A 24,672-nucleotide genomic window follows, 5' to 3' on the forward strand; every position below is an offset into this window, starting at 1 on the left:
AGCGCCACCGGGGACAACCAGCCAGGCTATGGGGTAATTTGCTCCATCGCCTGCAACACTCGCTTGTCCGAGATAGGATACGGGGTGCCCAGCTGCTGGGCGAAGAAGCTGACCCGCAGCTCCTCGATCATCCAGCGGATCTCGCGGACATCGTCGTCCTCACGGCGGTTCGGCGGTAGCTTATTCAGCCACTGCTGCCACGCCTGCTGCACGCTCTCCACCTTAAGCATCTGCGCCCGATCGCGGTGCGGATCGATAGCCATCTTCTCCAGACGCTTTTCAATCGCCTGCAGATAGCGCAGCGTATCGCCAAGACGGCGGAAACCGTTGCCGGTGACAAAGCCGCGATACACCAGACCCGCCATCTGCGCTTTGATATCCGACAGCCCCAGCGCCATGGTCATATCCACCCGGCCTTTCAGCCGTTTGTTGATATTGAACACCGCGGTGAGGATCTGCTCGACCTGTTTAGCGATCTCCACCACCGTGTCGTTGAGCTCGGCTCGCACTTTATCGTGCAGCTGACTAAAGCCCTCTTCCGTCCACACCGGACCGCCCGCCTCGTCAATAAGCTTATCAACGCCGCAGGAGATGCAATCATCAATCAGATCCAGCACTTTGCCGTACGGGTTAAAGTAGAGCCCAAGCTTGGCTTTATTCGGTAGTTTCTCGTGCAGATACTTAATCGGCGACGGGATGTTGAGCAGCAGCAGGCGACGCAGACCGCGCCACATGGCCTGCTGCTGTTCCTGTGGATTATCAAACAGCTTGATGGCCACGCTGTCGCGCTCGTCCACCAGCGCCGGCCAGGCTTTCACCTTATAGTTACCGCGCTTCTGTTCGTAACTTTCCGCCAGGGTGCCAAAGCTCCAGATATGCAGCCCGCTCTGCTCAATACCGTCATCAGCGACCGCCGACAGCGTCTCCTGCACTTTGCCCTTCAGGGCGTCTTTCAACGCCTGCAGCGAGCGCCCTTCCTGCAGCTTCTTGTTTTTATCATCCACCACCCGGAAGGTGATTTTCAGGTGATCGGGCACCTGATCCCACTGCCAGGCTTCGCGGTCGATGGTCACGCCGGTCATCTTACGCAGCTCGCGCTCCAGCGAATCGAGCAGCGGCAGCTCAAGCGGCGTCGCCCGGCCAAGAAACGCTTCCGCATAGTTGGGAGCCGGGACGAAATTGCGCCGTACCGGCTTCGGCAGCGATTTTATCAGCGCGATAATGAGCTCGCGACGCAGGCCAGGGATCTGCCATTCAAACCCGGCTTCCTCTACCTGGTTGAGCAGCGGCAGCGGAATATGAACCGTTACGCCATCGGCATCGGCGCCAGGTTCAAACTGATAGCTAAGCCGCAGCTTGAGGTTGCCCTGATGCCAGAAATTCGGGTAGTCCAGTTTACTGACCTGCTCCGCCCCCTCTTTAATCAGCATGCTCTTTTCAAAATTGAGCAAGTCTGGCGTTTCACGGCTGGCCCGCTTCCACCAGCTATCGAAGTGGCGGGCGGAGATGACGTCGTGGCTGATGCGCTGGTCGTAGAACTCGAACAGCGTCTCGTCATCCACCAGGATGTCGCGGCGGCGCGACTTATGCTCCAGCTCTTCGATTTCCGCGCGCAGCTTCAGGTTATCGCGGAAGAAGGCGTGCCGCGTCTGCCAGTCGCCCTCTACCAGCGCGTGGCGGATAAATAGCTCACGACACAGCGCCGGATCAATCTGGCTGTAGTTGACCTTGCGCGCGCCAACGATCGGCAGGCCGTAGACGGTGACCTTCTCCGTCGCCATCACCGCGCCCTGCGACCGCTCCCAGTGCGGCTCACTGTATGAGCGCTTGATCAGGTGCTGCGCTACCGGCTCCACCCACTCCGGCTCAATGCGCGCGGCAATACGCCCCCACAGCCGGCTGGTCTCGACCAGCTCCGCAACCATCGTCCACTTCGGCGGCTTCTTGAATAGACCGGAGCCGGGGAAGATAGAGAACCGCGCATTACGGGCGCCGGTAAACTCCTGCTTATCGGCATCTTTCATGCCGATGTGCGACAGCAGACCGGTCAGCAACGCAGTATGGATCTCGCGATATTCCGCCGGCTCACTGTTGATCGGCAGGCCGAGCTCTTTCACCACCTGGCGCAGCTGGGTGTAGATGTCCTGCCACTCGCGCACGCGCAGATAGTTAAGAAAATCGACCCGGCACTGGCGGCGGAACTGATTCGACGACAGCGCCTTCTGCTGCTCGCCGAGGTAGTTCCACAGATTGACGAAGGCGAGGAAATCAGACTCTTTATCGTGGAAGCGGCGATGTTTTTCGTCAGAGGCCTGCTGTTTGTCCATCGGCCGCTCGCGCGGGTCCTGGATCGACAGCGCGGAGGTGATGATCATCGCTTCCCGCACGCAGCCGTGCTTCTGCGCCTCCAACACCATGCGCGCCAGACGCGGATCCACCGGTAGCTGGCTGAGCTGGCGGCCCAGCGGGGTTAGCTTATAAGCCGTTGCCTGCGCATCGGTGGTGATGGCGCCCAGCTCTTCCAGCAGGCGTACGCCGTCCTGGATATTGCGCTTATCCGGCGCTTCGACAAACGGGAAGGCGGCGATATCGCCTAAGCCCAGGGCGGTCATCTGCAGGATGACCGACGCCAGGTTGGTGCGCAGAATCTCCGGGTCGGTAAATTCCGGGCGCGACAGGAAATCGTCTTCTGAATAAAGACGAATACAGATCCCTTCCGAAACGCGGCCGCAGCGGCCCTTACGCTGGTTGGCGGACGCCTGGGAAACCGGCTCGATCGGCAGGCGCTGCACCTTGGTGCGGTAGCTGTAACGGCTGATACGCGCAGTACCGGGATCGATAACGTATTTAATGCCCGGCACGGTCAGCGAGGTTTCCGCCACGTTGGTCGCCAGCACGATGCGTCGTCCGCTGTGCGGCTGGAAGACGCGGTTCTGCTCGCTGTTGGACAGGCGGGCGTACAGCGGCAGCACTTCGGTATGGCGCAGATCCAGCTTATTCAGCGCATCGGCGGTATCGCGAATTTCCCGCTCACCGCTCATAAAGATCAGAATATCGCCGGGCCCTTCGCGCCCCAGTTCGTCAACCGCATCAAAGATCGCCTGTAACTGATCGCGCTCGGTATCGTCCGCCTCTTCCGCTATCGGCCGATAGCGCACTTCCACCGGGTAAGTCCGCCCGGAGACTTCGATAATCGGCGCATTATTGAAATGCTTTGAGAAACGTTCCGGGTCGATGGTCGCCGAGGTAATGATGATTTTCAGGTCCGGGCGGCGCGGCAGGAGCTCTTTCAGATAGCCGAGCAGAAAGTCAATATTCAGGCTGCGCTCGTGCGCCTCATCGATAATGATGGTGTCGTACTGCATCAACAGGCGATCCTGCTGGATCTCCGCCAGCAGGATACCGTCGGTCATCAGCTTAACCATGGTGTTTTCGCTGACGTGGTCGCTGAAGCGGACTTTATAGCCGATGCAGCCGCCCGGCTCGCTCTGCAGCTCTTCGGCAATACGATTGGCGACGGTCCGCGCCGCCAGGCGACGCGGCTGGGTATGGCCGATGAGTCCTTTCAGCCCGCGCCCCAGCTCCATGCAGATTTTGGGCAGCTGGGTGGTTTTACCCGAACCGGTCTCCCCGGCGACGATCACCACCTGGTGGTCGCGCACCGCCTCGAGAATCTCTTGTTTTTTCTGGCTAACCGGCAGGTTTTCCGGATAGGTGATGGCCGGACGCGCCGCTTCGCGCAGCAGGACTTTACCGGCTGCCTGGCTTATCTCCAGCGCCATCTCCTGCAGAATGGCCTGTTGCGATTCAGGATTTTTAACCTTCTTCACGCCGTGCAGACGGCGGGCAAAGCGCGTTTTGTCGCGCAGCATCAGGCCGTCGAGCTGTTGATAAAGCTGGGGGAAGGTGATTTTTTGTTGTTCTGTCATAGCGTTATCGGGCAGAGCTCTGCCGGGAAAATCTCTTTTGAAGTATTGCCTTAGAGTACCACATCTGTGTCATTCGTGCCTTGTTCAAAAAATCTGAACATAGGATTCGATATATTGCGCTATCTCTGTGGCGCGATTGTGAATACAGTGTCAACAAGCACCAGGGCATTGACCCGTCAATCACATTAAAAAAAGGAAACACCCATGAGCAAAGTATTAGTTCTGAAATCCAGTATTCTGGCAGGGTACTCACAATCTGGTCAGCTTTCCGACTATTTTGTTGAACAATGGCAGGAAAAACACCCTGGCGATGAGATCACCGTGCGTGACCTGGCCGCCAATCCGATCCCGGTTCTGGATGGCGAACTGGTGGGCGCCCTGCGTCCGAGCGACGCGCCGCTGACTCCGCGTCAGCAGGAAGCGCTGGCCCTTTCCGACGAGCTGATCGCCGAACTGAAAGGCAACGATGTGATTGTTATCGCTGCGCCGATGTACAACTTCAACATCCCGACGCAGCTGAAAAACTATTTCGACCTGGTGGCTCGCGCCGGCGTCACCTTCCGCTACACCGAGAAAGGGCCGGAAGGTCTGGTAACCGGTAAACGCGCGGTCGTCGTTACCAGCCGCGGCGGTATCCATAAAGATACTCCGACCGACCTGGTCACCCCATACCTGTCCACCTTCCTCGGCTTCATCGGCATCACCGACGTGAACTTTGTGTTCGCCGAAGGTATCGCTTACGGCCCGGAAGTCGCGGCCAAAGCGCAGTCTGACGCGAAAGCGGCCATCGACAGCGTGGTTGCAGCCTAATATTTCACTCCTCTCGCTTCCTGCGGGAGGAGAGTTTTACTTTTTCTCGTAGCGTAAATACCCCACCACGCCTCCGCCGCCATCTTTTGGATGATTCACGCCGTCGTTGACCTCCACGCAAGGGAAATCGAAAGGCGAAACGCCGTCAATGCAGGCCACATTCACCCCATACTGCTGTGGGTTTGATCGCCGTTGATGAAAGGTGTAGATCCCGCATACCGAGCAGAAAAAGTGCACGGCTTCCCCTGTATTAAAGCGATACTCTGTGAGCTTATCCCCTCCGCGTACCACCTCTATTCCTGAACGCGGCGAAGAGACCGCGACCGCCCCACGCATGCGACAATATGAGCAGTTACAGCGCCGAACGGTGTTGAAGCCGTCGCTGAGTTCCACGGTAAACGCCACCGCACCGCAGTGACAGTGAGCGGATAATTTCTCTGCCATAATTTTACCCCTCAGGTGGCGGCTTTTGGCCGCAGGTTTTCATCAAACGCCAGCCGCTTACGCCCTGCTTCGACTTCCCGTAATGGCTCCACCTGGTGCAGCGTCTGCTTACAGCGTTCCACCAGCGCCTGGTATTCACGGGTACCTTGTTTTTTCCACGCCAGCTCCTGTTCGCTCAGGATGCGAATCGCTTTTGCCGGGCTGCCGATAATCAGATGGTTGGCGGGCATCTCGGCGTTGGCTTTGACAAAGGCCGAAGCGCCGACAATGCTGTTTTCGCCAATGACCGCCCCGTCGATAATCACCGCGCTCATGCCCACCAGCGCGTTGCGGCCAATCACGCAGCCGTGCAGAATAGCGCCGTGGCCGATATGGCCCTCCTCTTCCACCACCGTATCCTGGCCGGGGAAGCCATGCATCACGCAGTTATCCTGAATATTGGCGCCGTCTTTGACCACGATGCGCCCGAAGTCGCCGCGCAGGCTGGCGTTGGGCCCAACATAGACCCCTTTGCCGAGGATCACGTCGCCAATCAACACCGCGGTCGGGTGAACGTAACTCTCCTCCGGCACCACCGGCGTCAGTCCATCAATCTGATATATCGGCATGCAACCTCCTTATGCGCCCGGCAAACCGCCAAAGCGCTGATAATAGAGCGGACCCGGCGCCGGGAGCTCGCCCACCGAGCTCTCACCTTTCTCGCTGACAAACGCCAGCGCACCGGGACTCACGCGTTGATAAATATTGATACACAGCTGGCGGGCGGTTTGCCCTGCCCAATGCGCCGGCAGGAGCTCTTCCGGCAGCAGCGGGTCTTTGAGCACCACCCGGCGATAGAAATGGATAAGGAGCAGTTGGATCTGGAAACAGCGCTCCGGCGTCAACTCTGACGGCTCGCTGTCGCGCAGCAGCGGCAGTAATGGTCGGAACAAGGCGATAAACGCCTCGTACATCTCATTTTGTTCGGTGAGATGCCAGCACTCCTCTACGCGGTCGCGCAGCGCCGCCCTTGAGAGCGCCAGCGGCGAATGGGCTTCAAAACAGATGACGTTTTCGGCAACGCCCGCTTCATGTAGCAGCGATTGGACATCGGCCAGTTTTTGCGACGGCGAGGCCAGCAGGCTCGGCGCCAGCGCGCCAAATCCCTGCCATAACAGTTGCTTTTTGACTTCCGCCAGAACCGTTTTTTCTAACCCTTCCGACAATAGCAGCAGCCAGGTTCCGTCCCATTCCGGGGCATTCGCCCGATAAATTTTATGTTCCGCGCGCCGGGTCAGACGCAACCCTTTATCACTCAGGCGATAGAAGCTGCGCCGGCCGATGCGGACAACATCAAGCCACTCTTCTTTATTGAGGCGAAACAGCGCGGTGCGTACGAAGCGCTCGCCGAAGCCTAATCCTTCCAGCAGCGCCGCGACGCTGCCCAGCCACACTTCCCCACCGCGTTGTAATAAAGCGTCGCCATACAGCGAGGCAATTAATGACGTGCCGCTGATGGGCATCGCCGTCACCGCTTGTTGAATAAAGGCGTCGAGTTTACTCATCTGATTCATTCTGTTGTTATATTTTTCCTTTATGAATCATAGCACAGGAAATTCCCGGCTTACGGCGTAAAGGCCTCAGCCGGGTTATCGGGGAGAGGATTAACCGCTAACCACCGCTTTTCGCAGGTCGAATACCCGACAGGCTTTCCCTTCCGAGCGCGGAATGCTGCCGCAGTTGACGATAGTAATATCGGTGGAGATCCCGACCATCGACTTAATGCGGTGACGCAACTGATGGCAAATCTGGCAGCGTTGTTCATGACTCAGCGCCAGCCCGCTCTCTTTCAGCTCAACGCGCACCGCCAGCGAATCCAGATGACCGCGGCGATTGACCTCTAACTGATAGTGCGGCGCCAGGTGTTCAAACTTGAGGATCTCCTCTTCCAGCTGCGAGGGGAAGACGTTAACCCCGCGGATAATCAGCATATCGTCGCTGCGTCCGCTGATGCGATCCATGCGGCGCATGGTCCGCGCGGTTCCCGGCATCAGGCGCGTCAGATCGCGGGTACGATAGCGGATCACCGGCAGCGCTTCTTTGGTCAGGGTGGTAAACAGCAGCTCACCATGCTCGCCATCTTCCAGCGGCGTACCGTCGTCCGGGTTGACGATTTCCGGGAAGAAGTGGTCTTCCCAGATAGTCGGGCCGTCAACGGTTTCCAGACACTCCATCGCTACGCCCGGTCCCATGACTTCCGACAAACCGTAAATATCCAGGGCGGTGATCCCCAGCCGGCGCTCGATTTCCGCGCGCATCGCCAGCGTCCACGGCTCAGCGCCAAAGACGCCGACCCGCAATGAACAGCTGCGGGCATCGCCGCCCATCTGGCGCTCCAGCTCTTCAATCAGATTCAGACAGTAGGACGGCGTCACCATGATCATATCCGGCTGGAAATCGCGGATCAGCTGCGCCTGTTTTTCGGTCTGTCCGCCGGACATCGGGATCACCGTCGCGCCCAAACGTTCCGCGCCGTAGTGCGCGCCAAGGCCGCCGGTAAACAGGCCATAGCCGTAGGCGACGTGAATTTTATCTTTTGCTGAACCACCGGCCGCGCGCAGCGAACGGGCGACAATATTGGCCCAGTTATCAATATCGTTTTGCGTATACCCCACCACCGTCGGTTTGCCGGTGGTGCCGGAAGAGGCGTGAATGCGCACCACCTGCTCCATCGGCACCGCGAAGGTATCGAAGGGATAGTTGTCGCGCAGATCCTGTTTGGTGGTGCAGGGGAATTTTTGCAGATCGTTTAATTCCCGAAAGTCGTCAGGGTGCACGCCGGCGGCGTCGAATTTGCGGCGATACATCGGCACATTTTCGTACGCATGCTTCAGCGTCCATTTCAGGCGCTGGGTTTGCAGGGCCTGCAGTTCGTCACGCGATGCGGTTTCAATCGGATCTAATTTTGTAGTAGTTATCATTGTAGGGTACTCGCAGGTAAATTAGCTCACACTCGCTCGAGGATCATGGCAATGCCCTGACCCACGCCAATACACATCGTACACAGCGCATAGCGCCCGCCCCGGCGTTGCAGCTCAAGGCTGGCGCTCAGCGCTAACCGCGCGCCGCTCATGCCCAGCGGATGGCCTAACGCGATGGCGCCGCCGTTGGGATTTACGTGCGCCGCATCGTCCGGCACGCCGAGCTGTCTGAGCACCCCCAGCGCCTGGGCGGCGAAGGCCTCATTCAGCTCAATCAGATCCATATCGTTAATATTGAGTCCCGCCCGCTCCAGCACTTTACGCACCGCCGGTACCGGCCCCAGTCCCATCAGGCGCGGTTCGACACCCGCCGTCGCCATCGCCACGATACGCGCCCGCGGCGTGAGCCCCTGGATAGCGGCCTGCTGTTCGCTGGCGATGATCAGCGCCGCGGCGCCATCGTTGACGCCTGAAGCATTGCCCGCAGTAATGACGCCGCCCTGGCGGAACGGCGCTTTCAGTTTCGCCAGCTGCTCAAGCGTGGTTTCCGGGCGCGGATGCTCGTCCTCGCGCACGTCGCTAACCGCCCCTTTCCGGCCGACAATCTGCACCGGCACAATCTCCTGCGCCAGAATGCCGTCGCGCTGGGCCTGCGCCGTGCGCTGCTGGCTGCGCCAGGCGAAAGCGTCCTGATCGGCTCGGCTGATATTTAACAATTCAGCTACATTCTCGGCCGTTTCCGGCATGCTGTCAGTTCCGAAGTGTTGCGCCATGAGCGGGTTCACAAAACGCCAGCCAATCGTGGTATCAAAGAGTTCCGCCTGACGCTGGTACGGCGCGCTGGCTTTTCCCATCACGAAAGGCGCACGCGACATCGATTCCACGCCGCCGGCAATCAGCAGATCGGCATCGCCGGCTTTGATCGCCCTGGCGGCAAAGCCGATGGCATCCAGACCCGATCCGCACAGGCGGTTAATCGTGGTGCCCGGCACGGTATGCGGGTAACCGGCCAACAGCGTCGCCATGTGCGCCACGTTGCGGTTATCTTCCCCGGCCTGATTCGCACAGCCGAAAATCACATCATCAATTGCTGCCGGGTCGAGCCCGGGATTACGACTCAGGAGCTCACGCAGCGGGATTGCCGCCAGGTCGTCGGCGCGCACACTGGCCAGCGCGCCGCCGTAGCGGCCAATCGGCGTACGGATCCCGTCACAAATAAAGGCGTCGCGCATTACACGTCTCCCGTGATTGTGCCGCCGATGCGGTGCGATTTGCCGCGGAACAGGGCCACAATCTTTTGCTGTTGATTAACAATTTCGATGTCGTAGACGCCGGTCAGCTTGCCCTGCTGTTTGACTCTGGCGGTGGCGACCAGCCGGTCGCCGGCAAACGCCGGACGAAGAAAATCAATGCTTGCCGCCGAGGCCACCGCCGCCAGCCCCTGGCTGTTACAGGCGTAGGCGAAAGCGGTATCGGCAAGCGTAAATAGCTGACCACCGTGACAGGTTTGATGGCCGTTAAGCATGTCCGCCGAGACGGTCATACTCATCTGCGCAAAACCGTCGTCCATTTCGATAAGTTCGATCCCCATCTTTCTGGCGCAGGTATCTTTTTCGTACATCACGCGCGCGTTGCGCCACGGATCATTGCTCATGGTGCTTCTCCATCAGCGCCTTCTGGCGCAGCAGGGAACTGGGGCGATAGCGCTCCTCGCCATAATGGTGTTGCAGGTTCTCCAGCAGTTGCAGCACCCGCCGCCAGCCAAGGCGTTCTCCCCATGCCAGCGGGCCATGCGGATAGTTCACGCCAAGGCGCATCGCGGTATCGACATCCTGCGGGCTGGCGACGCCTTTTTGCACCGCATCCAGCGCTTCGTTAATCAGCATCGCCACCGTGCGCCACACCAGCAGGCCGGGATAATCGGCAATACGCAGCACTTTCTTGCCCTGCTGCTGGAAGTAATGCACGGCCTTTTCAGTGGCCGCAGGCGCGTTGGTTGCCGCTGCGGCCAGCACCACCGTATCGCTGGCGCACAGGTCATACACCACCACCGGGCGGTGATGCTTAATACTCAGCGCCAGGGCGGTCTCGCCTTCAGTCTCCAGCAGCAAGACATCGTCTAATTCAGTGACGTTGTCACTTCTGACGGTAACGGATTCAGCACCCATCATTACCGGCGGCAGCGCCGCGTCCGGCTGCGTCTCCGCGGGCCAGCGATAGACGCCGTGACCGCTCTTTTTACCCAGCCTCCCGGCCAGCGCCAGCTCTTGCTGGAGGAGCGATGGCAGGTAGCGGCGGTCCTGCCAGAAGGCGTTAAACACCGAACAGGTCACGGCGAAGTTGACGTCCTGGCCAATCAGGTCAGTCAGCGCCAACGGTCCCATCGGAAAACCGCCGCCGTCACGCAAAGCGGCATCGATAACCTCCGGGGCGGCAACCTGTTCTTCCAGCGCGCGCCAGGCCTCAGCGTAGAACGGACGCGCTACGCGGTTAACGATAAATCCCGGCGTTGAGCGGCAGCGTACCGGCTGTTTCCCCCAGCCGCTTACGCACTGGCACAGCTGCTCCACCACTTCTGTGGAGGTCGCAAGACCACTCACCACCTCGACCAGCTTCATCACCGGCGCCGGATTAAAAAAGTGCAGTCCGGCCACCCGCTCCGGGTTTTTGACCCCGGCGGCGATAGCGGTAATCGAAATAGACGAGGTATTACTGGTCAACAGCGTTGACGGCGCGCAGATCTCCGCCAGCTGCGCGAATAGAGCCGTTTTGACCTCCAACCGTTCAGAGGCCGCTTCGATCACTAAATCTGCATCGGCAAGTGCGGCTAAATCGTGGGCCGGATGCAGGCGCGCCAGCAGCGCGTCGGCCTGCTCTGACGCCAGTTTGCCCCGCGCAACGCGTGACGCCAGACGCCCGGCGATACCCTCTATCGCCAGGTCTACAGCCTTAGGGTTAATATCAAAAATACGCACCGGATGCCCGGCGGCGGCAGCCACTTCGGCGATGCCGGCCCCCATGGTGCCGCTGCCGATCACCGCCACGTTGACTAAGGATGTCGTCATCATCTATTTTCCGCTGAACTGTGGTGGCCGTTTGGCCAGAAACGCGCTGACCCCTTCGCGGTAATCATCGCTGCGCCCGGCCAGACGCTGATAATCGCGCTCCAGGTCCAGCTGCGCGTCGAGACTGTTGGTTTCAGAAGCCAGCAGCGCCTTTTTAATCAGCCCAAGACCAAACGTCGGTTGCGCCGCAAGATGGCGCGCCAGTTGCAGACTGGTATCCGCCAGTTCTGAATCGTCCACCAGTTGCCAGATAATCCCCCACTGCGCGGCCTGTTCCGCGCTGAGGCTGTCGCCCAGCAGCGCCAGCCCCATCGCGCGCGCACGGCCGGCCACCCGCGGCAGGAACCAGCTGCCGCCGCAGTCCGGCACCAGGCCGAGCTTGCTGAACGCCATCACAAATTTGGCCGAACGCGCGGCCAGCACGATATCGCAGCCCAGCGCCAGGGTAGCGCCCGCGCCGGCGGCCACGCCGTTAACCGCGCAGATGACCGGTTTCGGCAGCGCCGCCAGACGGCGCACTAACGGGTTGTAAAAGCGTTCTACCGACATGCCAAGATCCGGCGGCGGGCCGCTGGGGTCGACATTGCGGTCGTTCAAATCCTGGCCGGCGCAAAAACCGCGGCCGGCGCCGGTGATCAGCAGGCAGCGCACGCCATCATCGCGCTCGGCCTGCTTCAGACATTCCGCCAGCTGGTGATGCATCAGATCGTTAAAACTGTTGAGGCGGTCCGGGCGATTGAGGGTAATGGTCATGACGCCCTGTTCCACTGCGCTGAGAATGAAAGCTTCCACGATTAGCGTCCTTTAAATTCCGGGGTACGTTTTTGTAAGAAGGCGTCGATGCCTTCGCGGCGGTCCTCGGTGGCGCTCAGCAGGCTAAACAGCTGGCGCTCCTGTTGCAGACCGGCCTGCAGGCTGACTTCCTGCGACAGGCGCAGCGACTGTTTTGCCGCCCGTAGCGCCAGCGGCGAATGGCAGGCAATGGTGGTTGCCAGTTTCAGGGCATACTCATCGGTTAACGCCGCCGGATGGATATCACTGACCAGCCCGGCCTGCTGCGCCTGGCGGGCGTCAATACTCTCGCCGCTCAGCACCATCCGGCTGGCCAGCGCCTTGCCAACGCTGCGGATCAGCCGCTGGGTGCCGCCCGCGCCCGGCATGATGCCGAGGGTAATTTCCGGCAGGCCAAAGCAGGCGTTGTCCCCGGCGACAATCAGGTCGCACAGCAGGGCCAGCTCGCAGCCGGCGCCGAGGGCGTAGCCGTTGACCGAGGCGATGAGCGGTTTAGTAAAGGCATCAATTCGCCCCCATAACCGTGGGCGAATATCATCCAGGGTGGCAGGAAGATCTTTTTCCGCCATTTCATTGAGGTCAGCCCCGGCGGCGAAAAAACGCGCGTTACCGCTGATAACGCAGACGCCGACGCTGTCATCAACTGCCGCAGCCTCCAGCGCCTCGGCAATCCGGGTTAAGAGGGCATTGTTCAGCGCGTTGCGGGCCTGCGGGCGGTTTAGCGTTAGCTGTAGCACCCGGCCATGACGGTGGATCAGAAGGTCGCTCATGCTATCCCCCGCGCGTCAAAGTCGACCACCACATCGCCGCTGGTCGGCAGCGACTGGCAGCTCAGCACGTAGCCCGCCGCCAGCTCATCTGCTTCCAGGCTGTAATTGGCGGCCATCGCCACTTCACCGCGTAGCACTTTGCATTTACAGGTGGCGCATACCCCGCCCTTACAGGCGAACGGCAGATCGGCGCCCTGACGCAATGCGGCATCCAGGATGCTGTCGTCTTCGGCACTGAGGGCGATAAGCCGATCGCGCCCGTCCTGGCGGATGGTCACCGTGCGCCCTTCCGCCTGCACTCCAGCGGCGCGCTTCACATTGCCGCCTGGGGTATTAAAGCGTTCGAGATGAATCGATTTCTCCGCTACGCCAAGTTCACGTAACGCCGCTTCCGCCTCATCCATCATCGCCGCCGGGCCGCAGATAAAAGCCTCGTCGAAACGGCTGAAATCCAGCAGATGGTCAGCGAGCTGGCGCAGTTTGTCGCCGTCAATGCGCCCCTGTAGCAGATCGCTGTCCATCGACTCCTGGCTAAACAGGTGTATCACCTGCAGGCGCTGCGGATAGCGGTCTTTTAAATCGGCCAGCGCCTGGCGGAACATCATGCTATGGCTGCTGCGGTTGCCGTAGATCAGCGTGAAGCGGCTTTGCGGCTCGGTCGCCAGCGTCGCGCTCATGATCGCCATCATCGGCGTGATCCCGGAACCGGCGGCAATCGCCAGATATTCACCCTGCCGTTCAGCCTGCGGTTGATAACCGAAATGCCCCTGCGGCACCATCACTTCCAGCTCCATACCCTGCTGGATATCGTGCTGGGCGTAGCGCGAAAAGCGCCCGCCGTCGATAGCTTTGACCGCGACGCTAATTTCGCCGGGCGTGCGGCTGCGACAAATGGAGTAACAGCGGCGCAGTTCTTCACCGCCCAGACGGGCTTTTAGCGTCAGATGCTGGCCCGGGCGAAAGCAGTACTCCGCCTGCAGGGCTTGCGGGATCGCAAAAGTGATGGTCACCGCATCGCGGGTTTCCGGCTCGACTCTCGCCACCTTAAGCGAATGGAACGTCGTCATGGCAACCTCAAATACATTTAAAGTAATCAAAAGGTTCCCGGCAGCTGTCGCAGCGATAGAGCGCTTTGCAGGCCGTGGAACCGAATTCGCTAATCAGCGAGGTATGGGTGCTGCCGCAGCGCGGACAGCTCACCTCAGCGGGCATGTCCGCATGGCAGGCGTGCCCCTGGGGCGGGCTGATGCCGTACAGGCGAAGGCGCTCGCGGGCATCCTGACTCATCCAGTCGGTGGTCCACGGCGGATCCAGCTGCAGGACGATATGTACCGGCTGAAAACCATGCTCGCTCATGACCGCGCGGATCTCCCCCAGCAGATGCTCCGTCGCCGGACAGCCCGAATAGGTCGGGGTAAAGCCAATCACCCAGCCGTCGCCATGGCGCGCGACGCTGCGTACCATACCGAGGTCGGTGATGGTGAGTACCGGCACTTCCGGATCCGGGATCGCGCTTAATAATCCCCAGATGGTGCGAACCTCTGCAGGAGCGATATCGGCAAGACGTTGCATAGTCACCTCACTTACCACTGCAGTCCGGGATGCGAACGCTGCAGATATTGCATCTCCGCCAGCAGCGGGCCGAGATGTTCACTGTGCAGCCCCTGTTTGCCGCCGCTGCGGAAGGCCGCTTCCTGCGAGATTTGTAAGCCGGAGTCGAGCAGCGCCGTGTGTACCGCGCTTTGCCATTCGGCCTGAAGCTCACGCGGATCAACCGCAATACCCTGCTCAACCAGGCTGAGCTCCACTTCATCGGCAAGGAACAGTTCGCCGGTGAAGCGCCACAGATTGTCGACCGCCTGCTGCATTTTGCGATTTGATAACTCGGTGCCGTTACCCAGACGCTCCAGCCAGCCGCGGCTGAAGCGCAGGTGGTAACGCACCTCTTTCAGCCCTTTGGCGGCAATGGCCGCCAGCTGCGCGTCGCGGCTGTTCACCAGCCGGCTGTACAGGGCGACGTGCCAGACATCGATAAAGAACTGGCGGGCGATGGTGTCGGCAAAATTGCCGTTTGGCTGCTCCACCAGCAGCAGGTTGCTGTACTGGCGCTCATCGCGACCAAAAGCCAGCGTATCTTCGTCGCCGCAGCCGTTAAGCTCGGCGGCATAGCTTAAAAAATTGCGCGCCTGGCCGAGCAGGTCGAGGCCGATGTTGGCCAGCGCAAGATCGATCTCGAGCTCGGGAGCATGGCCGCACCAGGCGCCTAAACGCTGGGCCAGAACCAGACCATTGTCGCCAAGCCGCAGGGCGTAGGTGGCTACGGGGTTAGGGATATTCATCGCCGCCTCACATATGTTCCATGCCATCCGGCACGGTATAGAAAGTCGGATGACGGTAGACTTTGCTTTCCGCCGGGTCGAAGAATTCGCCGCGCTCTTCCGGCTGCGAAGCAACGATTTCGCTGGCCTTCACCACCCAAATTGAGCAGCCTTCGCTGCGGCGGGTATAGGCATCGCGGGCATTCTCCAGCGCCATTTGATCATCGGCGGCGTGCAGACTGCCGACGTGACGATGGGATAACCCCTGTTTGCTGCGAACGAACACTTCATATAACGGCCAGTAAACTTTGCTCATGTTGTCTCTCCTCATGCCGCGCTGCGGGCCTGCTGTTTTTGCGCATGGGCCAGCGCGGCCTCGCGCACCCACTCGCCCTCTTCCCAGGCCTTACGCTTGGCGGCCAGCCGCTCGTGATTGCAAATGCCACGGCCGCTAATCACCTCGTTAAATTCCTGCCAGTCGATTTCGCCGAAGCGGTAGTGCCCGCTGGCTTCATCAAACTGCAAATCCGGGTCCGGGACGGTCATACCGAGGATCTCTACCTGCGGCACGGTGTTATCGACGAAGCGCTGACGTAGCTCGTCGTTGGAGTGCAGTTTGATTTTCCACGCCATGCTGCGGGCGCTGTTCGGCGAGTTGTCGTCGTTGGGGCCAAACATCATCAGCGCCGGCCACCAGAAGCGGTTAATGGCGTCCTGCAGCATCTGCCGCTGCGCGTCATTGCCCTGCGCCAGCGCCATGCAGGCTTCAAATCCCTGACGCTGGTGAAAGCTCTCTTCTTTGCAGATTTTGACCATCGCCCGGGCATAGGGGCCGTAGGAGGTCCGGCACAGCGCCACCTGGTTGACGATGGCCGCGCCATCGACCAGCCAGCCGATCACGCCGATATCCGCCCAGCTGAGGGTCGGGTAGTTAAAAATGGAGGAGTATTTCATCTGCCCGTCGAGCATCTTCTGATACAGGTCTTCCCGGGCGCAGCCAAGGGTTTCCGCGGCGCTATAGAGATACAGCCCGTGTCCAGCCTCATCCTGTACCTTAGCCAACAGGATCGCTTTGCGGCGCAGCGTCGGCGCGCGGGTGATCCAGTTGCCTTCCGGCAGCATGCCGACGATCTCCGAGTGCGCGTGCTGGCCTATCTGCCGAATCAAGGTCTTACGGTAGGCATCCGGCATCCAGTCCTGCGGTTCGATGGCCGTTTCCTGCGCGATGCGCTGGTCAAAGCGTTGTTCTTCTGTCACGTCATCACCTTTATGATTCCGATATTCACAACAAAAACATTTATGTGAATCACTTTGTTTATTGAAGGTTACATATTGGTTAAATAAAACCACAAATTTTGTTTGCTCTTTTTGTGATAATCTCCGCAAAACCTTTTGTAAACCACAATTAATACAGTAAGTTAAGCATAAGACGTAACGCCATCGCGATCACAATGTTAATAATTTATTAAATATGGGCTTGCATTTTATGATTCATAAAAGAACTATTTATAGATATCACACGTAACACATTTGGAGATTTGCGATGCAGCAGTTAGCCAGCTACTTATCCGGCGCCTGGCAGACCGGCCGGGGCCGCGCCCGTACTATCCATCACGCCATCACCGGCGCGGCGCTTTGGGAGGTGACCAGTGAAGGCCTGGATATGGCGCAGGCGCGCCGCTTCGCGATTGAGCGCGGTGGTAAAGCCCTGCAGGCGATGACCTTTATTGAACGCAGCGCGATGCTGAAAGCGGTAGCAAAACGGTTGCTGGAGCAGAAAGACGAGTTCTACGCCATCTCCGCGCAAACCGGCGCCACTCGCGCCGACAGTTGGGTGGATATTGAAGGCGGTATCGGTACCCTTTTCACCTATGCCGGGCTCGGTAGTCGAGAATTACCGGACGATATCCTGTGGCCGGAAGACGAGCTCATCCCGCTCTCCAAACAGGGCGGTTTTGCCGCGCGTCATGTGCTGACATCAAAATCAGGCGTCGCCGTCCATATCAACGCCTTCAACTTCCCCTGCTGGGGAATGCTGGAAAAACTGGCGCCCACGTGGCTTGCCGGTATGCCGGCGATCATTAAACCGGCAACCGCTACCGCCCAGCTCACCCAGGCAATGGTGAAAGCGATTGTCGACAGCGGCCTGGTGCCGGAGGGCGCCATCAGCCTGATTTGCGGCGGCGCGGGCGATCTGCTCGACCACCTCGATAGCCAGGACGTGGTGACCTTTACCGGGTCAGCCGCCACCGGCCAGCAGCTACGGGCGCACCCTAACCTGGTAGCCAAATCCATTCCCTTTACCATGGAAGCAGATTCACTCAACTGCTGCGTGTTAGGCGAAGACGTCACTCCGGAGCAACCGGAATTCGCGCTGTTTATTCGGGAAGTGGTCCGCGAGATGACGGCGAAAGCCGGGCAAAAATGTACCGCTATCCGCAGAATCATTGTGCCACTGGCTCAGATTAATGCGGTTAGCGATGCACTGATCTCCCGCCTGCATAAAGTAACCGTCGGTGACCCTGCGCAGGAGGGCGTTAAGATGGGGGCCCTGGTTAATAGCGAACAGCGTCAGGACGTACAGGAGAGCGTCAATAAGCTGATAGCCGCTGGCTGCGAAGTACTCCTCGGTGGAGAGGCGGATCTCAGCGCGGCCGGCGCATTTTTCCCGCCGACCCTGTTGTACTGCTCACAGCCGGATGAAACGCCGGCGGTACACGCCATTGAAGCTTTTGGTCCGGTGGCGACGCTGATGCCGTATCGCGACCGCCAGCATGCGCTGACGCTGGCGCGCGCCGGCGGCGGCAGTCTGGCGGGGACGCTGGTCACCGCCAGCGGCGAGCTGGCGCGCGAGTTTATCCTCGGCGCCGCCCGCGCCCATGGCCGTATTCAGATACTGAATGAAGCATCCTCCGCAGAATCAACCGGCCACGGTTCGCCGCTGCCGCAGCTGGTGCACGGCGGCCCTGGCCGCGCTGGCGGCGGAGAAGAGCTTGGCGGGCTGCGTTCGGTGAAACACTATATGCAGCGTACCGCGGTCCAGGGCAGCCCAACGATGCTGGCGACCATCGGTCAACAGTGGGTGCGCGGCGCCCAGGTGAACGAAGACCGTATTCACCCGTTCCGCAAATATTTCGAAGAGATTCAGCCTGGCGACAGCTTATTAACCCCGCGCCGAACCCTGACCGAAGCGGATATCGTTAACTTCGCCTGCCTGAGCGGCGATCATTTCTACGCGCATATGGACAAAATCGCCGCCGCCGAGTCGATTTTTGGCGAGCGGGTGGTCCACGGCTATTTCCTGATCTCCGCCGCGGCCGGGCTGTTCGTCGATGCCGGCGTCGGGCCGGTTATCGCCAACTACGGCATGGAAAACCTGCGCTTTATTGAGCCGGTCAAACCGGGCGACACCATTCAGGTTCGCCTCACCTGTAAGCGGAAAACGGTCAAACATCAGCGCAGCGCCGATGAGAAAGCCACCGGCGTGGTGGAATGGGCGGTGGAGATTTTCAATCAGCACCAGCAGGCGGTGGCGCTGTATTCCATTCTGACCCTGGTGGCGCGTCAACAGGGAGATTTCCCGGCGTGATAGCGAAAAATAGACCGCTGGCGCTCTGTTGGCCGACCCTTTAGCCATTGATACTGCAATCGGTTTGCAACGGTTTCGCCCCGGGAAGTCCTTTATGTTATCCGTGGCTTCAGCGCACATTGCGCTCCCGGTTAATCGTCTGCGTTATGCCTGGCATAGCGCTGGGAGCGCACAGGGGGCGGCCAGTCGCCGCCGCCCCCTGTACCCCCGGGCTCGGGCCAGCAAGAATGGTGAATAAATTAACGGCAGGCCGCACGGACCGTAGGCCGGGTAAGGCGTCAGCCGCCACCCGGCAAAAAAATCAGCGCACGTTCTCAATGCCTCTGCGGAGGCATTTTTTACGCCCGTCTGGCAAAACTGACAAACAAGCTGGCAAAAGCAAACAAACGCCCCGGCGCCGCTGGCTGGTAGCTTAAGGATGACAAAGCCGACATTCGCAGCGGCAAGAGACAACACAACAATAAGATGAGGTCACAATGGCAAACGGCTTGAAATTTTCTCCTCGTAAAACCGCGCTGGCGCTGGCCGTGGCGGTGGTTTGCGCCTGGCAATCACCGGTCTTCGCTCACGGTAGCGAAGCCCACATGGTACCGCTGGATAAAACGCTGCAGGAATTCGGCGCTGATGTGCAGTGGGATGACTACGCGCAAATGTTCACCCTGATAAAAGACGGCGCTTACGTCAAAGTAAAGCCCGGCGCCAAAACGGCGATCGTCAACGGTAAATCCCTTGACCTACCGGTGCCTGTGGTAATGAAGGAAGGTAAAGCCTGGGTTTCCGATACCTTTATCAACGATGTCTTCCAGTCCGGTCTCGATCAGACCTTCCAGGTGGAAAAGCGCCCGCACCCGTTAAACTCGCTCTCGGCGGCGGAAATCAGTAAAGCGGTGACCATTGTCAAAGCCGCGCCGGAGTTTCAGCCGAATACCCGCTTTACTGAGATTTCCTTACACGAGCCGGACAAGGCGGCGGTATGGGCCTTTGCCCTGCAGGGAACGCCGGTCGATGCTCCCCGCACTGCCGATGTGGTGATGCTCGATGGCAAACACGTCATTGAAGCCGTGGTCGATCTGCAAAACAAAAAAATCCTCTCCTGGACGCCGATCAAAGGCGCCCACGGGATGGTGCTGCTCGATGATTTTGTCAGCGTGCAGAACATCATCAATACCAGCAGCGAATTCGCTGAGGTGCTGAAAAAGCACGGTATTACCGATCCTGGCAAAGTGGTCACCACCCCGCTCACCGTTGGCTTTTTTGATGGCAAAGATGGCCTGCAGCAGGATGCGCGTCTGCTGAAGGTGGTCAGTTATCTGGATACCGGCGACGGCAACTACTGGGCGCACCCGATTGAAAACCTGGTGGCGGTGGTCGACCTTGAAGCGAAGAAAATCATCAAAATCGAAGAAGGTCCGGTGATCCCGGTCCCAATGGAGCCCCGTCCGTATGATGGTCGCGACCGCAACGCCCCGGCGGTGAAACCGCTGGAGATAACCGAACCGGAAGGCAAAAACTACACGATCACCGGCGATACCATTCACTGGCAGAACTGGGATTTTCATCTGCGCCTGAACTCGCGCGTCGGACCAATTCTGTCAACGGTGACTTACAACGATAACGGCACAAAACGCCAGGTGATGTATGAAGGTTCCCTCGGCGGGATGATCGTCCCCTACGGCGACCCGGACGTCGGCTGGTATTTCAAAGCCTATCTGGACTCCGGCGATTATGGCATGGGCACCCTGACCTCGCCGATTGTACGCGGTAAAGATGCGCCGTCAAATGCGGTACTGCTGGACGAAACTATCGCCGATTACACCGGCAAACCAACCACTATTCCAGGCGCGGTGGCCATATTCGAACGCTATGCCGGGCCTGAGTATAAGCACCTGGAGATGGGCAAACCCAACGTCAGCACCGAACGCCGGGAACTGGTGGTACGCTGGATCAGCACCGTCGGCAACTACGACTATATCTTTGACTGGGTGTTCCACGACAACGGCACCATCGGTATCGATGCCGGCGCCACCGGCATTGAAGCGGTGAAAGGCGTGCTGGCGAAGACCATGCATGACCCCAGCGCCAAAGAGGATACCCGCTACGGAACGTTGATCGACCATAATATTGTCGGCACCACTCACCAGCACATCTATAACTTCCGCCTCGACCTCGATGTGGACGGCGAGAACAACACCCTGGTGGCGATGGACCCGGAAGTGAAGCCAAACACCGCCGGCGGCCCGCGCACCAGCACCATGCAGGTGAATCAGTACACAATCGATAGCGAGCAAAAAGCGGCGCAGAAATTCGACCCGGGCACTATCCGCCTGCTGAGCAACACCAGCAAAGAGAACCGCATGGGCAACCCGGTCTCATACCAGATTATCCCTTACGCCGGCGGCACGCACCCGGCGGCGACCGGCGCCAAATTCGCCCCGGACGAGTGGATATATCATCGCCTGAGCTTTATGGATAAACAGCTGTGGGTGACGCGCTACCACCCGACAGAGCGATATCCGGAAGGGAAATACCCGAACCGTTCCGCCCACGATACCGGCCTGGGCCAGTACGCGAAGGATGATGAGTCGCTGACTAACCACGATGACGTCGTGTGGATCACCACCGGCACCACCCACGTGGCGCGCGCCGAAGAGTGGCCGATCATGCCGACCGAGTGGGCGCACGCGCTGCTCAAGCCGTGGAACTTCTTTGACGAAACCCCTACTCTGGGCGAAAAGAAAAAGTAATCTTAACCGGCGGTGAAATCCAGCAGGATCTTACCGCCTCTTCCCGGCTGGCCGGCGGCGGCAATCGCCGCCCGCCAGTCGTTCAACGCTATACGCTGGGCCGGCGGCTGGGAGGTCGTCGGCAGGCGCTGCCAGATTTCGTCGAACGCTGCCCGCCACGCCGCCACGCTGAGTGTCGGCAGCGCCTCCCGCAGATGAAACTTGCGCACCGTCGCGCTACCGCGCGTCTGGGTCAGCGGCCACCCGGATAACAGCCCATAGGAGATCAGGGTCGACGACCCGGGCAGCACCGACAGCAGCGTATTCGCCAGTTCGCCGCCCACCGCGTCAAACACCAGATCGCTGTGCTGGCTGACCTTCTCCATCAGCGCCCGGTCGGTATCGAGGATCGGATAGATCCCGGCCTGTTCCAGGCGCGCCCGATGCTGCGGCGAGCGAATAATCCCGCTCACCGAGCGGGCGCCCATCGCCAGCGCCCACTGTCCCAGCAGACTGGCGCAGGAGGACGATGCCGCGGTCAGCACGAGGTGTTTTCCGGCAACCGGCCAGCGCTTGAGCATCAGCATAGCCGTCAGCGGATTGATATACCCGCGTGCGGCCAGCAGATCGTCAACCGCCGGCGGCACCGGCACCAGCCAGGTCTCATCCAGATCGATAAACCGCTGCCAGGTACCGCCTCCGCGAAGAGGTAGCACCCGCTGGCCCGCGCACAGCCGGCTGCCGTATGGCGCGGCGACCACCTCGCCAAGGCCTTCATAGCCGGCGACGGCCGGCAGTCGGGTGCGATGGCGATAGGCGCCGGTCACGGGGATCAGATCCGAAGGATTCACCGGGGCAAAGCGCATCCTGACCCGCACCCGTCCGCCCGCCAGCGGCGCCAGCGGCAGGCGTTTCAGCGTTAGCACCGCGGACGGCGGCCCGTAGCGGTCATAAACAATGGCGTCGTTGAACATCGACTGGCTCCAGACAACGAAAGTCGGGATCATAGCAGATCCCGTCCGAAGCCGCTTACGCCGGTGGCCAGACCTGGGGGAACAGTGGGGAATCCAGCGGGTCGCCGTCCCGCAGGGTCAGCTCGGGGAACGGCGGCGAGGTCACGCCGCCGCGGTCGGCAAACGCGGCGTCATCCCCCACCCAGCGGGCGGAGAAGACCCGTCGAGCCCGCGCCCCGGGGTTGCCGCGGGCGCCATGGACGGTGCGAAAATGGAAGGCCACCGCATCCCCCGGCTCCAGCGCCCAGCTGACGATATCGTACTCGTCCTCATGGGCGTCGATATCCGGCAGCGCGCTGAACCGGGTGTGCTCGTAAAGCTTAGTGCCATTGAAACGGGTAGGACTGTACTCCGCCTCCCAGCGATGCGACCCGCGAATGCAGCGCAGCGAGGTCGCCTCCGCCACCGGGTCCAGCGGGATCCAGAAGCTGACGTTCTGCCTGCCGGAGACGCAATAGTAAGGCTGGTCATGATGCCAGGGAGTCACCGTGCTGCCCCCGGCGGGTTTGACCAGCGTATGCTCATGGAAAAATTTCGCCGTCTGCGACTGCATAAGCGCCGCGGCGATCTCCGCGGCCGCCGACTGGAAGACAAACTCGCTAAACGCCGGGATCCGCGCCCAGTTGCAGTAATCCTGAAAAAAAGGCGGCGAACCATCTTTGGGGATCACCGTGCGCGCATGACCATATTCGCTGGGGCTGGCCATCAGCGCCGTGACCCCCTCGGCGAGGCGCTCGACCCAGTGGGTAAAAACGCCCTTCAGTAATACCACGCCGTCCGCCTGCCAGCGGTCGACAGTCGCTTGATCGATATGGGGAGAGTGTTGATTGTGCATCGCTTGGGTTCCTGTGTGGGTGGATCAGGTAAGCGGTTCCGCCGGTTCGGCGCGCATCCAGGCGCAAAGCTGGCCCAGCATCGCCATGCAGCGTTCGGTCTGGTCGATGCTGATGTACTCATCGGCCTTATGGCCCTGGGCCATGCTGCCCGGCCCGCAGACCAGGGTCGCGACGCCCATCTCATCGAACAGTCCCCCTTCGGTGCCGAACGCCACGGTGGAAAACCGATCGCTGCCGCACCACTGCGCCAGCCAGTGGGCGAAGTCGGACTGTGGATCGCTGAGCAGCGGCGGGTAGTGGCTCAACAGCTGAAACTGGATGTCGCTCCCGCCGCCGACCCGGCGCATCTCCGGCAGCAGTCGGCGGCGGGCGTAGGCCGCCAGCGCCTCGGTGACCGCTTCAGGACGCATCCCCGGCAGGTAGCGGATTTCAAAATCAAAGCGGCAGGACTGCGGAACGATGTTCAGCGCGGCCCCACCCTGAATGGTGCCCACCTGTAGCGTGCTGAAGGGCGGCGAAAAGCGGCTGTCCTGCTGCCGGGCCAGACGCACGCCCAGCCGATCCAGGTGGTTGATCAGCCTGGCCGCGTAGCGGATGGCATTCACCCCCTGCGGGGCGTAGGCCGAATGGCAGGCCTGCCCCTCGATGCAGCAGCGCATGGCCAGTTTGCCTTTATGACCGAACACCGGCTGCATCTCTGTCGGCTCGCCGATGAGGCACAGCGCCGGTTTCTCCGGCGAGGCCTGCAGAAAATCCACCAGGCTGCGCACGCCGAGACAGCCGACCTCTTCGTCATAGGAGAAGGCCAGATGCAGCGGCATGCGCAGCGGCGCCGCCAGAAAGTCATCCACTGCCGCCAGCACGCAGGCGAGAAACCCCTTCATATCGGCGCTGCCGCGGCCATAGTAGCGGCCATCGCGCTCGGTCAGGCTGAAAGGCGGAACGCTCCAGGCCTGGCCGTCCACCGGGACCACGTCGGTGTGGCCCGAGAGCATCACCCCACCGCCGCCGGACGGCCCCAGCCGGGCGTAGAGATTGGCCTTACCGCCCGACGGGTCATAAAAGCGGCGGGACGCCACGCCGCGGGCGGCGAGAAAATCGGCGATCCAGTCGATCATCGCCAGGTTCGAATGGCGGCTGGTGGTGTCAAAAGCCAGCAGCGCGGCAAGGATCGCTCCCGGCGTGTTATTCATCGCCAGGCACGCCATAGGCCGGCGCCTCTCGCGGGTCGAGCGCCCGGGTAATATAGGCCTCCATTTGCGGCTCCCACGCCAGCCACAGCTGCTCAAGGGCCGCCAGCGGATCCACCTCCGCCCAGTCAATGCGCAGGTCGACCACCGGCCACGGGTAATCGTCCACCACCTTCACCGCCGCCGAGTGGACCGGCCCGGCCTCGCCCCCGGCGACGATCCCGGCGCGCAGC

The 24,672-nt window shown here is 60.4% G+C and carries 22 protein-coding genes; 3 read left to right on the top strand and 19 right to left on the bottom strand.

Annotated elements, in window-relative coordinates:
* Positions 1-26 precede the first annotated feature (26 nt).
* Positions 27-3,929, bottom strand: coding sequence for an ATP-dependent RNA helicase HrpA (hrpA, locus tag RRF55_RS20410; protein ID WP_020803980.1), 3,903 nt, complete (start codon positions 3,927-3,929; stop codon positions 27-29).
* A gap of 204 nt (positions 3,930-4,133) precedes the next feature.
* Here hrpA and azoR point away from each other — a divergent pair, with 204 nt between their 5' ends.
* Positions 4,134-4,739 carry an FMN-dependent NADH-azoreductase gene (gene azoR / locus RRF55_RS20415; RefSeq protein WP_002902889.1) on the top strand — a complete coding sequence of 202 codons (606 nt, stop codon included), beginning with the start codon at positions 4,134-4,136 and terminating at the stop codon, positions 4,737-4,739.
* Positions 4,740-4,775: 36 nt separating this feature from the next.
* Here the strand turns inward: azoR and RRF55_RS20420 are convergent, their stop codons facing one another.
* From RRF55_RS20420 to paaA, 14 genes are all read right to left on the bottom strand, one after another.
* Positions 4,776-5,186 carry a GFA family protein gene (locus tag RRF55_RS20420; protein ID WP_024940864.1) on the bottom strand — a complete coding sequence of 137 codons (411 nt, stop codon included), beginning with the start codon at positions 5,184-5,186 and terminating at the stop codon, positions 4,776-4,778.
* An 8-nt stretch (positions 5,187-5,194) separates the two neighbouring features.
* Entirely contained in the window at positions 5,195-5,791 is a 597-nt protein-coding gene (gene paaY, locus RRF55_RS20425; RefSeq protein ID WP_004183856.1) for a phenylacetic acid degradation protein PaaY, read from the bottom strand.
* A gap of 9 nt (positions 5,792-5,800) precedes the next feature.
* The gene (paaX, locus tag RRF55_RS20430; RefSeq protein ID WP_020803992.1) at positions 5,801-6,727 is read right to left on the bottom strand and encodes a phenylacetic acid degradation operon negative regulatory protein PaaX; all 927 of its coding nucleotides are present in this window, start codon (positions 6,725-6,727) and stop codon (positions 5,801-5,803) included.
* Between the two features lie 99 nt (positions 6,728-6,826).
* Positions 6,827-8,143 (bottom strand): phenylacetate--CoA ligase PaaK, encoded by a 1,317-nt coding sequence (gene paaK, locus RRF55_RS20435; RefSeq protein ID WP_020803996.1) that lies wholly within the window; start codon positions 8,141-8,143, stop codon positions 6,827-6,829.
* Between the two features lie 26 nt (positions 8,144-8,169).
* Positions 8,170-9,375, bottom strand: coding sequence for a 3-oxoadipyl-CoA thiolase (pcaF, locus tag RRF55_RS20440; RefSeq protein ID WP_004151578.1), 1,206 nt, complete (start codon positions 9,373-9,375; stop codon positions 8,170-8,172).
* Positions 9,375-9,797, bottom strand: coding sequence for a hydroxyphenylacetyl-CoA thioesterase PaaI (gene paaI / locus RRF55_RS20445; protein WP_002902876.1), 423 nt, complete (start codon positions 9,795-9,797; stop codon positions 9,375-9,377). The genes pcaF and paaI overlap by 1 nt, the downstream gene beginning before the upstream one ends.
* The gene (locus RRF55_RS20450) at positions 9,787-11,211 is read right to left on the bottom strand and encodes a 3-hydroxyacyl-CoA dehydrogenase (protein WP_016831960.1); all 1,425 of its coding nucleotides are present in this window, start codon (positions 11,209-11,211) and stop codon (positions 9,787-9,789) included. The genes paaI and RRF55_RS20450 overlap by 11 nt, the downstream gene beginning before the upstream one ends.
* Positions 11,212-12,000 (bottom strand): 2-(1,2-epoxy-1,2-dihydrophenyl)acetyl-CoA isomerase PaaG, encoded by a 789-nt coding sequence (gene paaG / locus RRF55_RS20455; RefSeq protein ID WP_004140117.1) that lies wholly within the window; start codon positions 11,998-12,000, stop codon positions 11,212-11,214.
* Positions 12,001-12,002: 2 nt separating this feature from the next.
* Positions 12,003-12,770, bottom strand: a complete 768-nt coding sequence (gene paaF, locus RRF55_RS20460; RefSeq protein ID WP_016947249.1) for a 2,3-dehydroadipyl-CoA hydratase PaaF — start codon at positions 12,768-12,770, stop codon at positions 12,003-12,005.
* Positions 12,767-13,837, bottom strand: a complete 1,071-nt coding sequence (gene paaE / locus RRF55_RS20465) for a 1,2-phenylacetyl-CoA epoxidase subunit PaaE (RefSeq protein WP_016947248.1) — start codon at positions 13,835-13,837, stop codon at positions 12,767-12,769. The genes paaF and paaE overlap by 4 nt, the downstream gene beginning before the upstream one ends.
* A 7-nt stretch (positions 13,838-13,844) precedes the next feature.
* A complete protein-coding gene (gene paaD / locus RRF55_RS20470) occupies positions 13,845-14,342 on the bottom strand; it encodes a 1,2-phenylacetyl-CoA epoxidase subunit PaaD (RefSeq protein WP_016947247.1) in 498 nt (165 codons plus the stop codon).
* Positions 14,343-14,353: 11 nt separating this feature from the next.
* Positions 14,354-15,109, bottom strand: coding sequence for a 1,2-phenylacetyl-CoA epoxidase subunit PaaC (gene paaC / locus RRF55_RS20475; protein WP_016947246.1), 756 nt, complete (start codon positions 15,107-15,109; stop codon positions 14,354-14,356).
* 7 nt (positions 15,110-15,116) lie between these two features.
* Positions 15,117-15,404 carry a 1,2-phenylacetyl-CoA epoxidase subunit PaaB gene (gene paaB / locus RRF55_RS20480; protein ID WP_004224492.1) on the bottom strand — a complete coding sequence of 96 codons (288 nt, stop codon included), beginning with the start codon at positions 15,402-15,404 and terminating at the stop codon, positions 15,117-15,119.
* A gap of 11 nt (positions 15,405-15,415) precedes the next feature.
* Entirely contained in the window at positions 15,416-16,345 is a 930-nt protein-coding gene (gene paaA, locus RRF55_RS20485) for a 1,2-phenylacetyl-CoA epoxidase subunit PaaA (RefSeq protein ID WP_004176377.1), read from the bottom strand.
* 286 nt (positions 16,346-16,631) lie between these two features.
* Here paaA and paaZ point away from each other — a divergent pair, with 286 nt between their 5' ends.
* Positions 16,632-18,677, top strand: coding sequence for a phenylacetic acid degradation bifunctional protein PaaZ (gene paaZ / locus RRF55_RS20490; RefSeq protein WP_064153554.1), 2,046 nt, complete (start codon positions 16,632-16,634; stop codon positions 18,675-18,677).
* 476 nt (positions 18,678-19,153) lie between these two features.
* Positions 19,154-21,421, top strand: a complete 2,268-nt coding sequence (gene tynA, locus RRF55_RS20495; RefSeq protein ID WP_020803986.1) for a primary-amine oxidase — start codon at positions 19,154-19,156, stop codon at positions 21,419-21,421.
* A gap of 2 nt (positions 21,422-21,423) precedes the next feature.
* On the opposite strand, the gene RRF55_RS20500 is transcribed toward tynA, so the two are convergent.
* The 4 genes from RRF55_RS20500 to RRF55_RS20515 all read right to left on the bottom strand — a co-directional run.
* Positions 21,424-22,407 (bottom strand): zinc-dependent alcohol dehydrogenase family protein, encoded by a 984-nt coding sequence (locus RRF55_RS20500; protein ID WP_074185293.1) that lies wholly within the window; start codon positions 22,405-22,407, stop codon positions 21,424-21,426.
* Positions 22,408-22,429: 22 nt separating this feature from the next.
* A complete protein-coding gene (locus tag RRF55_RS20505) occupies positions 22,430-23,248 on the bottom strand; it encodes a phytanoyl-CoA dioxygenase family protein (RefSeq protein ID WP_032102800.1) in 819 nt (272 codons plus the stop codon).
* A 24-nt stretch (positions 23,249-23,272) separates the two neighbouring features.
* Positions 23,273-24,457 (bottom strand): acetylornithine deacetylase, encoded by a 1,185-nt coding sequence (gene argE / locus RRF55_RS20510; RefSeq protein WP_369887433.1) that lies wholly within the window; start codon positions 24,455-24,457, stop codon positions 23,273-23,275.
* Positions 24,435-24,672, bottom strand: a 238-nt coding sequence (locus tag RRF55_RS20515) for a DUF1028 domain-containing protein (RefSeq protein ID WP_439419162.1), incomplete at its 5' end; no start/stop codon positions are given. The genes RRF55_RS20515 and argE, both read right to left, overlap by 23 nt.

Source organism: Klebsiella sp. K47 (genome assembly GCF_051858335.1).
Taxonomy (GTDB): Bacteria; Pseudomonadota; Gammaproteobacteria; order Enterobacterales; family Enterobacteriaceae; genus Klebsiella; species Klebsiella pneumoniae.

Excerpts from the sequence above, each read along its gene's own strand:
- hrpA (WP_020803980.1), bottom strand. The coding sequence starts at position 3,929 with ATGACAGAACAACAAAAAATCACCTTCCCCCAGCTTTATCAACAGCTC.
- azoR (WP_002902889.1), top strand. The coding sequence starts at position 4,134 with ATGAGCAAAGTATTAGTTCTGAAATCCAGTATTCTGGCAGGGTACTCA.
- paaY (WP_004183856.1), bottom strand. The coding sequence starts at position 5,791 with ATGCCGATATATCAGATTGATGGACTGACGCCGGTGGTGCCGGAGGAG.
- paaX (WP_020803992.1), bottom strand. The coding sequence starts at position 6,727 with ATGAGTAAACTCGACGCCTTTATTCAACAAGCGGTGACGGCGATGCCC.
- paaK (WP_020803996.1), bottom strand. The coding sequence starts at position 8,143 with ATGATAACTACTACAAAATTAGATCCGATTGAAACCGCATCGCGTGAC.
- pcaF (WP_004151578.1), bottom strand. The coding sequence starts at position 9,375 with ATGCGCGACGCCTTTATTTGTGACGGGATCCGTACGCCGATTGGCCGC.
- paaI (WP_002902876.1), bottom strand. The coding sequence starts at position 9,797 with ATGAGCAATGATCCGTGGCGCAACGCGCGCGTGATGTACGAAAAAGAT.
- RRF55_RS20450 (WP_016831960.1), bottom strand. The coding sequence starts at position 11,211 with ATGATGACGACATCCTTAGTCAACGTGGCGGTGATCGGCAGCGGCACC.
- paaF (WP_016947249.1), bottom strand. The coding sequence starts at position 12,770 with ATGAGCGACCTTCTGATCCACCGTCATGGCCGGGTGCTACAGCTAACG.
- paaE (WP_016947248.1), bottom strand. The coding sequence starts at position 13,837 with ATGACGACGTTCCATTCGCTTAAGGTGGCGAGAGTCGAGCCGGAAACC.
- paaD (WP_016947247.1), bottom strand. The coding sequence starts at position 14,342 with ATGCAACGTCTTGCCGATATCGCTCCTGCAGAGGTTCGCACCATCTGG.
- paaC (WP_016947246.1), bottom strand. The coding sequence starts at position 15,109 with ATGAATATCCCTAACCCCGTAGCCACCTACGCCCTGCGGCTTGGCGAC.
- paaB (WP_004224492.1), bottom strand. The coding sequence starts at position 15,404 with ATGAGCAAAGTTTACTGGCCGTTATATGAAGTGTTCGTTCGCAGCAAA.
- paaZ (WP_064153554.1), top strand. The coding sequence starts at position 16,632 with ATGCAGCAGTTAGCCAGCTACTTATCCGGCGCCTGGCAGACCGGCCGG.
- tynA (WP_020803986.1), top strand. The coding sequence starts at position 19,154 with ATGGCAAACGGCTTGAAATTTTCTCCTCGTAAAACCGCGCTGGCGCTG.
- RRF55_RS20500 (WP_074185293.1), bottom strand. The coding sequence starts at position 22,407 with ATGATCCCGACTTTCGTTGTCTGGAGCCAGTCGATGTTCAACGACGCC.
- RRF55_RS20505 (WP_032102800.1), bottom strand. The coding sequence starts at position 23,248 with ATGCACAATCAACACTCTCCCCATATCGATCAAGCGACTGTCGACCGC.
- argE (WP_369887433.1), bottom strand. The coding sequence starts at position 24,457 with ATGGCGTGCCTGGCGATGAATAACACGCCGGGAGCGATCCTTGCCGCG.